The 14960-nt window shown below is 37.4% G+C and carries 15 protein-coding genes; all 15 read right to left on the bottom strand.

Features of this window, described 5'->3' with window-relative positions:
* Window positions 1-368 precede the first annotated feature (368 nt).
* The 15 genes from lysS to tilS all read right to left on the bottom strand — a co-directional run bounded on the left by lysS (window position 369) and on the right by tilS (window position 14871).
* Window positions 369-1868, bottom strand: a complete 1500-nt coding sequence (gene lysS / locus AC2CGR_RS27720) for a lysine--tRNA ligase (RefSeq protein ID WP_000369677.1) — start codon at window positions 1866-1868, stop codon at window positions 369-371.
* A 159-nt stretch (window positions 1869-2027) separates the two neighbouring features.
* Window positions 2028-3026, bottom strand: coding sequence for a tRNA dihydrouridine synthase DusB (dusB, locus tag AC2CGR_RS27715; RefSeq protein ID WP_000912268.1), 999 nt, complete (start codon window positions 3024-3026; stop codon window positions 2028-2030).
* A gap of 23 nt (window positions 3027-3049) precedes the next feature.
* On the bottom strand, window positions 3050-3253 hold the full coding sequence (locus AC2CGR_RS27710; RefSeq protein WP_000387026.1) for a helix-turn-helix domain-containing protein: 204 nt from the start codon (window positions 3251-3253) through the stop codon (window positions 3050-3052).
* On the bottom strand, window positions 3205-3720 hold the full coding sequence (gene folK, locus AC2CGR_RS27705) for a 2-amino-4-hydroxy-6-hydroxymethyldihydropteridine diphosphokinase (protein ID WP_087966722.1): 516 nt from the start codon (window positions 3718-3720) through the stop codon (window positions 3205-3207). The genes AC2CGR_RS27710 and folK overlap by 49 nt, the downstream gene beginning before the upstream one ends.
* Entirely contained in the window at window positions 3717-4079 is a 363-nt protein-coding gene (gene folB, locus AC2CGR_RS27700) for a dihydroneopterin aldolase (RefSeq protein WP_000358063.1), read from the bottom strand. Before folB ends, folK begins: the two co-directional genes overlap by 4 nt.
* Complete coding sequence (gene folP, locus AC2CGR_RS27695) at window positions 4080-4940, bottom strand: dihydropteroate synthase (protein WP_131101233.1); 861 nt, start codon at window positions 4938-4940, stop codon at window positions 4080-4082. It lies immediately after the preceding gene.
* Window positions 4915-5787, bottom strand: a complete 873-nt coding sequence (pabC, locus tag AC2CGR_RS27690; RefSeq protein ID WP_087966726.1) for an aminodeoxychorismate lyase — start codon at window positions 5785-5787, stop codon at window positions 4915-4917. Before pabC ends, folP begins: the two co-directional genes overlap by 26 nt.
* Entirely contained in the window at window positions 5781-6368 is a 588-nt protein-coding gene (gene pabA / locus AC2CGR_RS27685) for an aminodeoxychorismate/anthranilate synthase component II (RefSeq protein WP_270184608.1), read from the bottom strand. The genes pabC and pabA overlap by 7 nt, the downstream gene beginning before the upstream one ends.
* 5 nt (window positions 6369-6373) lie before the next feature.
* Window positions 6374-7771, bottom strand: coding sequence for an aminodeoxychorismate synthase component I (pabB, locus tag AC2CGR_RS27680; RefSeq protein WP_484481373.1), 1398 nt, complete (start codon window positions 7769-7771; stop codon window positions 6374-6376).
* Window positions 7772-7991: 220 nt separating this feature from the next.
* Window positions 7992-8915, bottom strand: coding sequence for a cysteine synthase A (cysK, locus tag AC2CGR_RS27675; protein ID WP_001261701.1), 924 nt, complete (start codon window positions 8913-8915; stop codon window positions 7992-7994).
* 104 nt (window positions 8916-9019) lie between these two features.
* Window positions 9020-9895, bottom strand: a complete 876-nt coding sequence (hslO, locus tag AC2CGR_RS27670) for a redox-regulated molecular chaperone HslO (RefSeq protein WP_000656366.1) — start codon at window positions 9893-9895, stop codon at window positions 9020-9022.
* Between the two features lie 6 nt (window positions 9896-9901).
* On the bottom strand, window positions 9902-10690 hold the full coding sequence (locus AC2CGR_RS27665; protein WP_000578367.1) for a type III pantothenate kinase: 789 nt from the start codon (window positions 10688-10690) through the stop codon (window positions 9902-9904).
* Between the two features lie 224 nt (window positions 10691-10914).
* Window positions 10915-12816, bottom strand: coding sequence for an ATP-dependent zinc metalloprotease FtsH (gene ftsH / locus AC2CGR_RS27660; RefSeq protein WP_029439106.1), 1902 nt, complete (start codon window positions 12814-12816; stop codon window positions 10915-10917).
* 85 nt (window positions 12817-12901) lie between these two features.
* Window positions 12902-13444: a hypoxanthine phosphoribosyltransferase gene (gene hpt, locus AC2CGR_RS27655; RefSeq protein WP_000981838.1), complete on the bottom strand. Its 543-nt coding sequence runs from the start codon at window positions 13442-13444 to the stop codon at window positions 12902-12904.
* Window positions 13441-14871 (bottom strand): tRNA lysidine(34) synthetase TilS, encoded by a 1431-nt coding sequence (tilS, locus tag AC2CGR_RS27650; protein ID WP_087966731.1) that lies wholly within the window; start codon window positions 14869-14871, stop codon window positions 13441-13443. Before tilS ends, hpt begins: the two co-directional genes overlap by 4 nt.
* Window positions 14872-14960: the final 89 nt, after the last annotated feature.

Raw genomic sequence — 14960 nt, 5'->3', positions numbered from 1 at the left:
AGTTAGTTTGTCTAGCATCTAAAATAAAAATTGACGTTTCACGTTGTTTGTTTCGTTCAGTTTTCAAAGAACTACTTCGTCGCTCAGAAGCGACTTTATTAATATAACATTTCGTTATATTTTCGTCAACAACTTTTTTCAAAAAGTTGTTTTTCGTTTGTTTTGCTTGTTACCTTTCGTGGCAACGAATATAAATATACCAGTTTGATTATTAAAATGCAATAGTTTTTCTAATAAAATTTTTAACTTAGTAAAAAAGTATAAAAACAGCACTTTTCTTCTATATAAATATAATTTCTCCTACCATCGACATCTAACGCCCCACGCTCATACTCAAATAAAAAAAGCTTTGGAGAAATCTCCAAAGCTTAGTCTTGTTTATGACGCATAGCAGGGAATAATAGTACATCACGAATAGATGGTGCATTCGTTAATAACATAACAAGACGATCAATACCAATTCCTAGTCCGCCTGTAGGAGGCATACCATACTCAAGAGCTTCGATATAATCATCATCCATCATGTGAGCTTCATCATTACCTTGTTCGCGTTCTTTTAATTGCGCTTCAAAACGTTCTTTCTGATCAATTGGATCATTTAACTCAGTGAATGCATTTGCATGTTCACGTGCAACGATAAATAATTCGAAACGATCTGTGAATCGTGGATCTTCGTCATTCTTTTTCGCAAGTGGCGAAATTTCTACCGGATGACCGTAAATAAATGTTGGTTGGATTAATTTATCTTCTACTTTTTGCTCGAAGAATTCATTAATAATATGACCAACTTCCATTGTATCCTTAATTTCTACATTATGTTCTTTTGCAAGTTCACGCGCTTCTTCTACACTCATCGGATTCCAGAAATCTGCTCCAGAATGTTCTTTAATTGCATCTACCATATGAAGACGTGTCCATTCTGGTTCTAGATTAATTTCATAATCACCATATTGGATTGTTGTTGTACCTAGTACTTGCTTCGCGATATGAGCAACCATATTTTCTGTTAGTTTCATAATATCTTTATAATCAGCATACGCTTCATATAATTCAATCATCGTAAACTCGGGATTATGACGAGTTGATACACCCTCGTTACGGAATACACGGCCGATTTCATAAACTTTTTCTAATCCACCCACAATAAGGCGTTTTAAATGAAGTTCAATTGCGATACGCATATATAATTCCATATCTAATGCATTATGGTGCGTGATGAAAGGACGCGCAGAAGCTCCACCTGCAATTGCATGCATCATAGGTGTTTCCACTTCAAGATAACCATTGTCATCTAAGTATCTTCTCATTTCACGAATGATCTTACTGCGAGTAACGAATGTTTCACGGCTTTCCATACTTGTAATTAAGTCTAAGTAACGTTGACGGTAGCGTTGTTCAACATCTTTTAATCCATGATATTTATCCGGTAATGGACGAAGAGATTTCGTTAATAGCGTAAATCCCGTTGCTTTCACTGAAAGTTCTCCAACGTTCGTTTTGAAAATTTTACCTTCAATACCTACCAAGTCCCCTAAATCTGCTGTTTTAAATAATTCGTACTCTTCATCTCCAACAGCATCTTTACGAACGTAAATTTGAACTTGTCCATGTAAATCTTGAATATGTGCAAATCCAGCTTTTCCTTTACCGCGTTTTGTCATAATACGACCGGCGATAGAAACAGAGATTTCTTTCTCCTCTAATTCTTCTTTAGAGAACTCTCCATATAGGCTTAATAATTCATTTGTTGCATTTGTACGTTCAAATCGTTTACCGAACGGATCGATTCCTTGCTCACGTAAGTTATGTAGCTTTTCACGACGAACAAGCAATTGGTCGTTTAATTCTTCGTGGTTCATGTTATCCATGGTATTGATATCACTCCAGCTCTATTAATTTTTACAATATATACAGTATAGCATTTTCTACTCAACTAGAAAAACTGCCAGCAACTAACTGGCAGTTCTTCTTTCTTTCACGTAATTATAGGAAGTGTATAGAAGAATGTCAATCTTCCCTTCCTATTATTAACCAACGTGAATTGTTTGTTGTTTCGCTTCTACTTCTTCTACAAATGTACCTAATACATTTGCAAGGTCTTCACGCGTATTACAAGCATTGATACCATTACGTACAGTTGCATTACCACGAATGCCCTTTAAATACCAAGCTGCGTGCTTTCTCATCTCTCTTACAGCGACATTTTCATTCTTTAAATCGATCAGACGATCTAGATGCAACATACATACGTCAATTTTCTCACGTACTGTCGGTTCCGGCATTAATTCACCTGTCTCTAAATACTTTACGGTACGATAAATCATCCATGGATCTCCAAGGGCAGCGCGACCAATCATAACACCATCTACACCTATTTCATCAAGCATACGCTTTGCATCTTGTGGCGTTGCGACATCACCATTTCCGATAACCGGGATATTTACAGCTTGCTTTACTTGTTTAATAATATCCCAATCCGCTTTTCCTTCATACATTTGTACTCGTGTGCGCCCATGAACTGCTACCGCTTGTCCACCAGCACGCTCAACAGCTTTCGCATTCTCGATTGCGAAAATATGATCCTCATCCCAACCAATACGCATTTTAACTGTAACTGGTTTTTTTACAGCATCTACAACTGCCGCTACCATTTCATATATTTTATTTGGGTCTAAAAGCCACTTTGCTCCTGCATCACACTTAACGATTTTCGGTACTGGGCACCCCATATTAATATCAATGATGTCCGCTGTCGTATATTGATCTACGTATTTCGCAGCATCTACAAGAGTTTCTTTCTCGCCACCAAAAATTTGTAAACTTAATGGCTTTTCTCTCTCATCGATATATAACATATCTAATGTTCTTTTATTGTTCAGTAGTATTGCCTTATCACTTACCATTTCGGCACAAACTAAGCCCGCACCGAATTCTTTTACTGTCAAACGGAATGCAGAGTTACACACTCCCGCCATCGGTGCTAATACAACCGGATTTTTCATCTCAATATTTGCGATTTTTAACACTCGATTTACTCCTTCCTTCATGGTCACTTTGGCATTAGCTCATCTATCGAGATCTTTAATGCTTTAGCAACTTCCACTACAAAATCTTGGGAAGGCGATCGATTCCCTCTCTCAACTTCACCTAAAACAGATACAGATACCCCTAGTTCTTTTGCAAAACCTTCTTGCGTATAACCTTTTAGTTTTCGAAAAGCACGAATGCGTCTTCCCCATTTTTCTGCTTCCATACCGTTACTCCCTCTCGCCTTTTCATTTCTTCTACTTGTGAACGTGAAATGTTTTGTTTTATATCTTGATTAATCTCTAACAACGGAACGATAACAAAAGCTCTTTCGAACATCCGCGGATGCGGAACAATAAGATTCTCTGCTTCAATATTTTCTTGATTATATAGTAAAATGTCAAGGTCGATAGTCCTAGGTCCCCACCTAATTTCCCTTTTTCTTCCTAGGTCATTTTCTACTTTTTGCGTTACTTTCAATAATTCTTGCGGTGATAAATTGGTAGAAATTTTTATAACTAAATTTAAAAAGCAACTTTGGTCAGTATAGCCAACTGGTTCCGTTTCATATACAGACGAAACATCCTCAACTTTGATATAAGGATTTTTATTTAGAAACTGAATCGCTTCAGTTAAATACGTATAACGCTTTCCAATATTTGAACCTAATGCAATGTAAGCTATATTATTCATGGACGTTCTCTCGTAATTTCTACCGCTACAGCACGATAATGTCCCGGTATTGGCGGATCTGGTTTAATTACCTTTATCGTACATCTTGAAATACTCTCATATTGTTTCAATATATCTGTAGCGATATTTTCAGCAATACTCTCTACAAGCTTATATGTTCTATCTTCAACAACTTTCCTACATAACTCGAAAAGCTCTCCATAATTAACAGAATGCTCTAAGTCATCACTTTCTCCCGCTCGTTTCAAATCCAATTCCACCGTTAAATCCACTTTAAATCTCTGGCCCAATTTATTTTCCTCTGGGAATACACCATGATAACCGTAAAACTCCATATCATGAATATAAATTTTATCCAATTACTTTACCCCCTTACCAATCATTGCATCCATCATCTTAGCCATACGTGCCATTTCCTTCACATCATGAACACGAACAAACTCACAACCCTTTTCGATGCCAAGACAAACGGTAGCCCCCGTTCCCTCAAGACGTTCTTCTACCGGTAAATCTAGCACATGCCCAATAAAGGACTTTCTTGAAGTACCTAAGAGAACTGGATAACCTAGTACGTTTAACTGTTCTAAATTACGCATCGCTTCTAAATTTTGTTCAGGCGTTTTAGCAAAACCGATACCTGGGTCTAAAATGATATTCTCATCTCGCACACCAGCATCTTTAGCAATTTTAATACTGTCATATAAGTCAGCAATCATATCAGCCATTAAATTACGATAATTCATGTTATCGCGATTATGCATTAAGATAATAGGTACATCGTAATGAGCTGCAACTTCAGCGATTTTCGGTTCCGCCTTCGCTCCCCAAACATCATTAATAATATGAGCACCAGCTTCGATTGCTTGTTTTGCAACTTCCGCTTTATATGTGTCGATAGAAATAGGCAATTTCACCTCTTTTGAAACAGCATGAATCATTGGAACAACTCGTTTTATTTCTTCTTCCACTGACACTTTAGCAAAGCCCGGACGAGTAGATTCGCCACCAATATCAATAATATGAGCACCTTCATCTCGCATTTCTTTCGCATGATGCACTGCAGCATCTACCTCGTTGTAACTCCCACCATCAGAAAACGAATCTGGTGTTACATTTAAAATCCCCATAATTAACGTTCTTTCATTTAAGTTCAATGTATATTCGCCGCAGCGTAAATCATAATCCCACTTCAAACTACACATCTCCTCTTCGTAATTCATTTCTGCTCCACAATTTCTCTCTCTGTATTTCATAAAGGTTCATAAATCTTTTTGTAACCATACCTACTTTACCCGGGAAATCTCGTTCCTCTATACGATTAAGCGGAACAATTTCTTGAATCGAGTTTGTTACGAAGACCTCATCGGCTGAAAGTAATTCATCTTTTGTAAAGAAACCTTCCTTTACTTCTATACCCAGCTCTTCAGCAACCTTTATAATAAACGCACGGGTGATACCATTTAAAATCCCTGTTTCGAGCGAAGGTGTATATAAAACATCACCTTTCACAAAAAAGAGATTCGAAACAATACCCTCCGCAACATAACCTGCTTCAGTAAGGAAAATACCTTCCTTATTCACACCATTTCCAATTTCACGTTTTCCCAAAATGTTATTTAAATAATGATGAGACTTCAAGCGAGATGCACCCTCTGGTGTATTTCGAACTTGCTTTAAAACAACCCCTTCTTTTTCTGCTACATCTCCCGGGGCTGCTAAAGGTTTTATAAAAACAATAACAGACGGCTCTTCATACATTTCCGTTTGCAATCCAATTTCATCTATACCCGCTGATACATTAAAACGTACATATGCATGCTCTAATTCATTCATAACGAGTAAATTCTTCAAAATAAGCAGTACTTCATCTTTCGTCATTTTCCATTTTATTTGCAATGTATCCAGCGCATCTATTAAACGATCATAATGATCATCCAATAAGAAAGGATGACCATTATAAATACGAAAAGTCTCAAAAACTCCAAGACCATATAAATAACCATGATCATAAGGAGAAATTCTCGCTTCACTCGATTCTACATACTGGCCATTTACGTAAATTAACATGATGTCACACTTGGACTATATTTACGAATGAAATTCTGCAACAACTCTTTCCCATGAGAAGTCATAATAGATTCCGGATGGAACTGTACACCTTCAATCGGTAATGTTGTATGGCGGAGCGCCATAATTTCCCCTTCTTCTGTCCAAGATGTTACCTCTAAGCAATCAGGTAACGTCTCTTTTTTAACAATAAGGGAATGATAGCGCGTCGCGGTAAACGGATTAGGGATATCCGAAAAAATCGTCTTTTCATCATGATGCATAAGCGATGTTTTCCCATGCATTAACCGCTCTGCGCGGACAACCTCTCCACCAAACACTTGCGCAATGGATTGATGCCCAAGACAAACCCCAAAAATCGGAATCTTTCCGGCATAGTATCGAATAACCTCCATACTAATTCCCGCTTCATTCGGACTACATGGACCTGGCGAAATCATTAAAAAATCTGGTTTCATATTCTCAATATCTGAAATAGTCACTTCATCGTTACGTTTAACAACAAGATCTTGTCCAAGTTCTCCAAGAAACTGTACTAAATTAAATGTAAAAGAATCATAATTATCAATCATTAATATCATTTCTCTCACCTAACCGTTTCTTCGCTACGTTCTTTTGCACGCCATAAAGCAATCGCCTTTTTTAACGACTCTTTATATTCATTTTCCGGATTTGAATCAATTACAATTCCCGCTCCTGCTTGTACATGCGCTTTTCCATCTTTAGCAAGAAGTGTCCTAATCACAATATTCAATTCTGTATCTCCAGAATAACCGATCCAACCGATTGAACCTGTATAAATCCCTCGGCGAACAGGTTCTAATTCTTCAATAATTTCCATCGTACGTATTTTCGGGGCTCCAGTAATTGTCCCCCCAGGGAACACAGCCTTCACTAAATCAAAAGCATCTTTATCTTTTTCCACCTCACCACGCACATTAGAAACAATATGCATAACGTGTGAGTATTTCTCAATTACCATAAATTCATCTACTTCTACAGTGCCATATTTACAAACACGCCCTAAATCATTTCGTTCTAAATCCACAAGCATGACGTGCTCTGCTCTTTCTTTTTCATTCTCAATTAATTCTCTTGCCAACTCTTCATCCTCTTGCTCATTCGCCCCTCTAGATCTCGTTCCAGCAATTGGTCTTGTACTTACTTCAGTTCCTTGTTTCTTAATTAATAACTCCGGCGATCCACTAACAATTTGAAAATCCCCAAGCTCCAAGTAACCCATATATGGAGATGGATTAATTTCGCGAAGACTTGTATAAATTTCTAGTGGATGTGTTTGTAACGTTCTTTCCTGTCTTGTCGACAAGTTTACTTGGAACACATCACCAGCCCCAATATATTCTTGAATACATTCAACAGCCTTCATAAAACTTTCTTCAGTAAAAGCAACTGCTTCACTTTTCTTTTCAGGGCACGCAAACGGTATAGTCACTTCCGGCGCTTCTGTCGCCCAAAGGATCTTACATTCATTTAATCGCTCTTTTGCCTCTTCGTGCTTATCTACATAATGTGTAATAATCCATAATACTTTTTCTTCTTGATCATACACAAACACATCATCAAATAATAAAAAGAATATATCAGGTATATTAATATCATCCTCCGCAAGAGAAGGAAGTTTTTCAATATAACGGATGCAATCATAACTAAAATAACCAATTGCACCACCTTGAAAAGGCGGGTATTCCGGATTATAATCCGTTTTCCATCGCTCCATATATTCCTGCATTAAATCTAATGGGTTTCCTTGCTTTATTGTTTCCTTACCACTTTCACTTATATGTAACGTTTCACCCTTCCCTCGGATTACCGCTACTGGGTTTAACCCCACAATGTTATAACGACCGCCACGCCCACTCTCTAACAAAATATGTTGCGGTTTATCCTTAGAAAGAAATTTATATTGCTTAAAGAAATCTAACTGATATGGAATAGAAAGCGCTAAAGATTTTCTTCGTTGCATATCAACACCCCGTCTTCTTTTATCCCACCCTCTTATATTAACCACTTCAAACTACATTCTTTATGTATATAGAAGAGTTATACTCGAAGGCTAGTGAAAATAAATTAATTATACTACCTCTTATTTTACATGAAGTTTTCTAGTCATTCACTCTTTTCCTATTTCCAATCCAAAAAGAAAAAGCATCCTTTTTCAAGGATGCTTTTTCAATCACATATAATTAAGACTCAAATTGATAAAGTGGTGTACTTAAATAACGTTCACCGTTACTTGGGATAATAACAAGTACCTTTTTCCCTTTACCTAACTTTTTCGCAATTTCTGTTGCTGCATAAATAACTGCTCCAGAAGAGATACCAACTAGAATACCTTCCTCTTTAGCCACTCTTCTTGCATATTCAAATGCTTGCTCCGTTTTCACTTGAACAATTTCATCATATACTTCTACATCCAATGTCTCTGGGATAAATCCCGCCCCAATTCCTTGGATTTTATGTGGACCTGGTTTCCCACCAGATAATACTGGTGAATCCGCAGGTTCTACTGCATAAATTTTAATATCTTTATACGCTTCCTTCAACACTTCACCAGCACCAGTAATTGTTCCACCCGTACCAATACCTGCAATAAACGCATCTAATTGGTCGCCCATTTGTTCAACAATTTCTGGACCCGTTGTTAAACGGTGAATTTCTGGATTCGATTGGTTTTTGAACTGTTGTGGTATAAAGTAACCATTCTCTTTTGCTAATTCAGTCGCTTTACGGATTGCTCCACCCATTCCTTCAGGCCCTGGAGTCAATACTAATTCCGCACCGTAAGCACGTAATAAATTACGACGCTCAATACTCATTGTTTCTGGCATTACTAAAATTGCCTTATATCCTTTAGCAGCCGCTACCATCGCTAAACCAATTCCTGTGTTACCACTTGTCGGCTCAATGATTGTATCGCCTTCTTTTAATAATCCTTTTTTCTCAGCATCTTCAATCATAGCTAATGCGATACGATCTTTAACACTGCTCCCCGGATTCATAAATTCTAATTTTAAGTATATATCTGCGCTGTCTGATTCTACGATGCGGTTCAACTTAACGATCGGCGTTTTCCCGATTAATTCTGAAACTGATTGTGCCACTCGCATTCCTGTCACTCCTAACACCGAGTATTTTTATTGGTTTTATCTATATTTAGATTTTGTCAGAAAATTCCCTGTTTGTCAATGTATTTAGAGGGTGAATTCCCTTATTACAAATTCTCAATTAAATTTGTAATATCTTCTTTAGAGAACTTATATCGCTCATTACAGAAATGACAATGAACTTCTGTTTCTTCTTCTTCTTCACGAACTTGCTCTAACTCCGTTTTACCTAAACTAATTAACACACTCTCGATACGTTCGCGTGAGCATGTGCAATTAAATTGAACATCCATCGTTTCTAATACTTTTACCTTATCTTCTCCAAGGACTGCATACAGTAACTCTTCTGGAGAGAGCCCTTGCTCAATCAATGTTGATACAGGAGGAATCTTCTGTAAACGCTCTTCAATGAATGAAATTGTTTCTTCCTGTGCACCCGGCATAATTTGAAGGATAAATCCACCCGCTGCTAATATGCTATCATCTCCATTTACAAGGACGCCAACACCAACAGAAGAAGGCGTCTGCTCAGAAACTGCAAAATAATACGTGAAGTCTTCTCCTAATTCTCCTGAAACAATTGGAGATTGACCAATAAACGGCTCACGCATACCAATATCTTTAATTACCGTTACAAATCCTTCAGTACCTACCGCTTGATATACACGTAATTTCCCTTGTTCTGTTCCTTCAAAGTCAACATGTGGGTTCGTTACATAACCACGTACATCCCCATTTGCATGAGCATCTACTAAGATAGGACCAATCGGACCATTACCTTCTACCTTAATCGTTAGCTTTTGGTCACCTTTTAACATTGCACCCATCATTGTACCTGCAGTTAAAGAACGACCAAGTGCCGCTGAAGCTGTTCTCCATGTATCATGACGTCTTTGCGCCTCACTTACCGTGTTTGTAGTACGTACACTATACGCACGCACTTCCCCATCAAATGCTAACGCTTTTACTAAATAATCTTTCATACTTATTTATTCACCTTTCTCATGCTGTAAATTTGCATTGCGCTCGTATAACATATACAAACCTTTTAATGTTAAGAATGGATCTACAACATCAATTACATTCGATTCTTCTGAAATTAATTTCGCTAATCCACCTGTTGCAATAACTTTTGGTTCTTGTTTAGCTTCCTCTTTCATGCGCTTAACAATACCTTCCACTTGTCCAACATAACCATAAAGAATACCAGATTGCATCGCACTTACCGTATTCTTCCCAACTACACTGCTTGGTTTTGTAATTTCAATACGAGGAAGTTTTGCCGCTCTACTATATAAAGCCTCTGCCGAAATCATAATTCCCGGTGTAATAACTCCACCCATATAATGCTTTTCTTCGTTAATATAACAATATGTAGTAGCCGTACCAAAATCGACAATAATAAGCGGACTTCCATATAAGTGGATTCCTGCTACTGCATTTACGATTCGATCCGCACCTACTTCACGTGGATTTTCATATTTAATATTTAGCCCCGTTTTTATTCCAGGACCTACTACAAGCGGCTTAATTTTAAAATATTTTTCACACATGCGCTCTAAAGCAAACATAATTGGTGGTACGACTGAAGACACGATAATACCTTTTACATCTTCAAACGAAAGACCCTCATGCTCAAGCAACTGTTTTACAAGCATTCCATATTCATCTTCTGTCTTATGACGATCTGTTTCCATGCGCCAATGTTGACGAAGTTCCCCCTCTTCAAACACGCCCAGTACAGCATTTGTGTTCCCTACATCCAATACAAAAATCATATTCTCACCACTTATCTTATTTAATCTATATTTGTGCAGTATGTATAAAACTTATAAAAACATCATATCACACATACTTATATAATCAGCTTTTCTATCCTCATCATTTTACAAAAAGATTACTCCCTATTTCAATTTTTAATACCAGATTTATTTAAATTCTTTTTCTACTTAGTTCCCCTCTACAAATAAAAAAGGAGTGACTATCGTCACTCCTTCATCTCTTACTTATCTTCTGATTCTTCATCGTCCTTCTTCATGTTGATGTTTACTTTCACATCAGCTGAAGATGTTGGACGTTCTGGCAATCTGCCATAATCACATAAATGATTGATTTGCTCTGCATCTAACGTTTCTACTTCAAGTAACGTTTTCGCAATAAGATCTAGTTTATCACGATTTTCAGTAAGAATTTGTTTTGCACGAGCATAACATTCTTTCATAATCGTTTGCATTTCCACATCGATATCGTGCGCAATTGCATCACTGTAGTTTTGTTCTGAATGGAAGTCTCTTCCTAAGAACACTTGACCACCTTGCGAACTACCAAATTGCATTGGTCCAAGCTTATCACTCATACCAAATTCCGTTACCATACGTCTTGCAATACCAGTCGCACGTTGGAAGTCATTATGAGCACCTGTACTTACCTCACCAAATACAATCTCTTCAGCTACTCGACCACCAAGTAAACCAGTGATTTTATCAAGTAACTCTGGTTTTGTCATGAAGTAACGATCTTCTTTTGGAAGCATTACTGCATATCCACCAGCTTGACCACGAGGGACAATTGTTACTTTATGAACGACATCAGCTTCATCAAGAACAACACCAATTACAGTGTGGCCCGCTTCATGGAAAGCAACAATATTACGTTCTTTTTCAGAGATAACACGACTTTTCTTAGCTGGACCTGCAATAACACGATCCGTCGCTTCATCAATGTCACTCATATCAATTTTCTTCTTATCTTGACGCGCAGCTACTAAAGCAGCTTCGTTTAATAAGTTTTCAAGATCGGCACCAGAGAATCCTGGCGTACGAGTTGCAATTGCTCTTAAGTTGATATTCTCATCAAGCGGTTTATTACGAGCATGTACTTTCAGTACAGCTTCACGGCCATTTACATCTGGGCGATCTACTGTAATTTGACGGTCAAAACGACCTGGACGTAATAATGCTGGGTCAAGAATATCAGGACGGTTTGTCGCAGCGATGATAATAATACCTTCGTTTGCACCGAATCCATCCATTTCAACAAGCAATTGGTTTAACGTTTGCTCACGCTCATCATGGCCACCACCAAGACCTGCGCCACGTTGACGTCCTACTGCATCAATTTCATCAATGAAAATGATACAAGGAGCATTTTTCTTTGCGTTTTCGAATAAATCACGTACACGTGATGCACCGACACCGACGAACATCTCTACGAAATCAGAACCACTGATAGAGAAGAATGGAACGCCTGCCTCACCTGCAACGGCACGTGCTAGTAAAGTTTTACCTGTACCTGGAGGTCCCACTAATAGAACACCCTTCGGAATACGAGCACCAACTTCAGCAAACTTACGAGGATCTTTCAAGAATTCAACTACCTCAACAAGCTCTTGTTTCTCTTCATCCGCTCCAGCAACATCTCTGAAACGAACTTTTTTCTTTTCGTCATTATATAACTTCGCCTTACTTTTCCCGAAGTTCATAACACGGCTACCGCCGCCCTGAGCTTGGTTTAATAAGAAGAAGAATAAAATGAAGATAATGACAAACGGGATGATAGAAGTAAAGAAGGTTACCCAAGCACTTGTTTCTTCTGCTGGTTGATACTTAACTTCAGCACCTTGCGCTTTATCATTAATTTTCTTTTGTAATTCCTCAGTATTTGGTGCATAAGTAACAAATTGTTCTCCCTGGCTAGAGTTATTAAATTGTCCTTTTACTTCAAATACACCATTTTTCGGTTGAAGCTGCACATTACGCACTTCACCTTTTTCTAGTTTAGTAATGAATTTATCGTAGCTAACTGATGTCGTTTTTTGTGTCGAACCATTAAAATAGCTCACGATTCCAATTACTACTAGGAATATCAGTAAATAAAAGATGGTATTACGGAAGATACGATTCATTCCTAACCTCCTCTCACGGCATAAACACTATAGTAAATCGTAACATAGAAAAACTTTCCTATACAATTGTGACGCCTGTATTTAATTAATTTGAGTAAACGCTTGGTTTTAATACTCCTACATAAGGAAGATTACGGTACTGCTCTTTATAATCTAATCCATATCCTACAACAAATTCATGCGGTACAGTAAATCCAACATAATCCGCTTTCAAATCTACCTTACGGCCTGTTGGTTTATCTAATAACGTAACGATTTTTACAGACTTCGCTTTACGATATTTAAATAGGTCTACTAAGTAACTTAGTGTAAGACCGCTATCAATAATATCTTCAACGATTAAAATATCGCGACCTTCTACAGAAGTATCAAGGTCTTTTAAAATTTTCACTTCGCCTGTTGAAACAGTTGAGTGACCGTAACTAGATACAGCCATAAAATCCATTTCAAGATATGTATCTGTTCTCTTTAATAAATCTGCCATAAATGGCATTGCACCCTTTAGTACACCAATGGCAAGAGGTACTGTGTTTTTATAATCCTCTGCAATAATTGCGCCTAATTCGAGCACCTTTTCTTGTATTTGCTCTTCAGAAATTAATACTTTTTCGATATCTTGATTCATCATTTCATTATCCTCCCGGAAGACTCCTTGCTTTTGTAGTGAATAATCATATATTTATCCTTCTTTGCTGCCTCTTTCGAGATAGCAAATGCAGATCGCTTCAACAAGGGTAACCAAATAACATTCCCACTTGCATCACAAACGACCGGCCATTCTTCTCTTTTTTCTCTTGGTACTTTTGCTTCGATAAAAATAGCTTTTATCTTTTTGGTGCCATTCATACCTTGTATTGACATGCGATCTCCATTTTCTCTAGACCGAATACGAAGTGGATATGATATATCATTATACTTAGCAACAAATACTGTTTCATTCATGTCACTTGGTATATCTTCGCTCACCTCTGTTACAAGTTTATCCCCGTTCGATAGCGTAATTGTCCCGGGCACTGATAAATCTTGTAAGAAAGGAGAAACAATTTCTTGTTTAAATCCAAAGCTACACTCCTCGTATGCGCGAACAATTTTCAAATCACCTGGGAAATCAAGTGAACCCGAAGGCTGTGTCCGCTTAAAAAACTCAATCACTTTGTCAATATGTATAGAGGAAAGAGAAGATGGAATCTTATATTCATAAAGATAGTTTAATATTAGTTGAATCCCTCTTCTTTGTAAAGGCATAGACATGGATTCAAAGGCAGGAATTGATAAGCTAATTTGTTTATCACTTTTTTTTGTAATTACTTTATTCATTTTCTCAAAAGCTAATTCCTGCAAATACGCCTCATCCTCTTGCATCTGCATGCTAAATTTTTGGAATTTCTCATGCACTTGTGGGTTTTCTTCTTTCAAATGAGGAAGAACATATTTACGTAATCGATTCCTTGTATATACTTCCTTTTTATTACTTGGATCTATACGAGGAATTATTTTCAGCTTATTACAGTAATCAACAATTTCTTCCTTTGTTACTCCAAGTAACGGCCTAATTAAATATCCATTATGAAAAGGACGCTTCACTGCAATTCCTGCATATCCTTTCGGAGTACTCCCTCGTACAAGACGCATTAAAATCGTCTCTACTTGGTCATCACCATGATGTCCAAGGGCTACATATCTCGCATCATATTTCTTCATTATTCTTTCCAAAAATGCATATCTGCATTCTCTAGCAGCAACCTGTGCATTCATCCCGTATTGCTGTTGATATTGCGACACATTAATCCTTATCGTTTCGCAAATAACTCCCAGTCCTTTACAAAGGTCCTGCACAAACTGTAGGTCCTCATGAGATTCATCACCTCTAAACATGTGATCCACATGCGCCACTACAATTTCAAACTGTTTTGCTGCTCTTTTTTCTAACAAATAATATAGAAGAGCCAAAGAGTCAGGACCACCAGAAACCCCTACAACAATTGTTGAACGTTCCTTTAATACATCATGCTGCTTTACAAAGTCATCTACCTTTTCAACAAATGTATCTTTCAACTTCGTAATCACCTTTCATTAAACAAGAACAGCAACGTTAGTTACCTTGTTTATAATGGTACAACTTTTACAAACATTGTGCAAAAAAA

The organism is Bacillus sp. LSHTCR4, from assembly GCF_057197025.1.
Note: the sequence above shows the minus strand (reverse complement) of the source record. Positions and strands in the feature narration are given on the sequence as shown.

Excerpts from the sequence above, each read along its gene's own strand:
- hslO (WP_000656366.1), bottom strand. The coding sequence starts at position 9,895 with ATGAAAGATTATTTAGTAAAAGCGTTAGCATTTGATGGGGAAGTGCGT.
- folK (WP_087966722.1), bottom strand. The coding sequence starts at position 3,720 with ATGAATAATATAGCTTACATTGCATTAGGTTCAAATATTGGAAAGCGT.
- folP (WP_131101233.1), bottom strand. The coding sequence starts at position 4,940 with ATGAATTACGAAGAGGAGATGTGTAGTTTGAAGTGGGATTATGATTTA.
- lysS (WP_000369677.1), bottom strand. The coding sequence starts at position 1,868 with ATGGATAACATGAACCACGAAGAATTAAACGACCAATTGCTTGTTCGT.
- pabA (WP_270184608.1), bottom strand. The coding sequence starts at position 6,368 with ATGATATTAATGATTGATAATTATGATTCTTTTACATTTAATTTAGTA.
- AC2CGR_RS27665 (WP_000578367.1), bottom strand. The coding sequence starts at position 10,690 with ATGATTTTTGTATTGGATGTAGGGAACACAAATGCTGTACTGGGCGTG.
- pabB (WP_484481373.1), bottom strand. The coding sequence starts at position 7,771 with ATGCAACGAAGAAAATCTTTAGCGCTTTCTATTCCATATCAGTTAGAT.
- cysK (WP_001261701.1), bottom strand. The coding sequence starts at position 8,915 with ATGCGAGTGGCACAATCAGTTTCAGAATTAATCGGGAAAACGCCGATC.
- AC2CGR_RS27710 (WP_000387026.1), bottom strand. The coding sequence starts at position 3,253 with ATGGAAGCAGAAAAATGGGGAAGACGCATTCGTGCTTTTCGAAAACTA.
- ftsH (WP_029439106.1), bottom strand. The coding sequence starts at position 12,816 with ATGAATCGTATCTTCCGTAATACCATCTTTTATTTACTGATATTCCTA.
- hpt (WP_000981838.1), bottom strand. The coding sequence starts at position 13,444 with ATGATGAATCAAGATATCGAAAAAGTATTAATTTCTGAAGAGCAAATA.
- pabC (WP_087966726.1), bottom strand. The coding sequence starts at position 5,787 with ATGTTAATTTACGTAAATGGCCAGTATGTAGAATCGAGTGAAGCGAGA.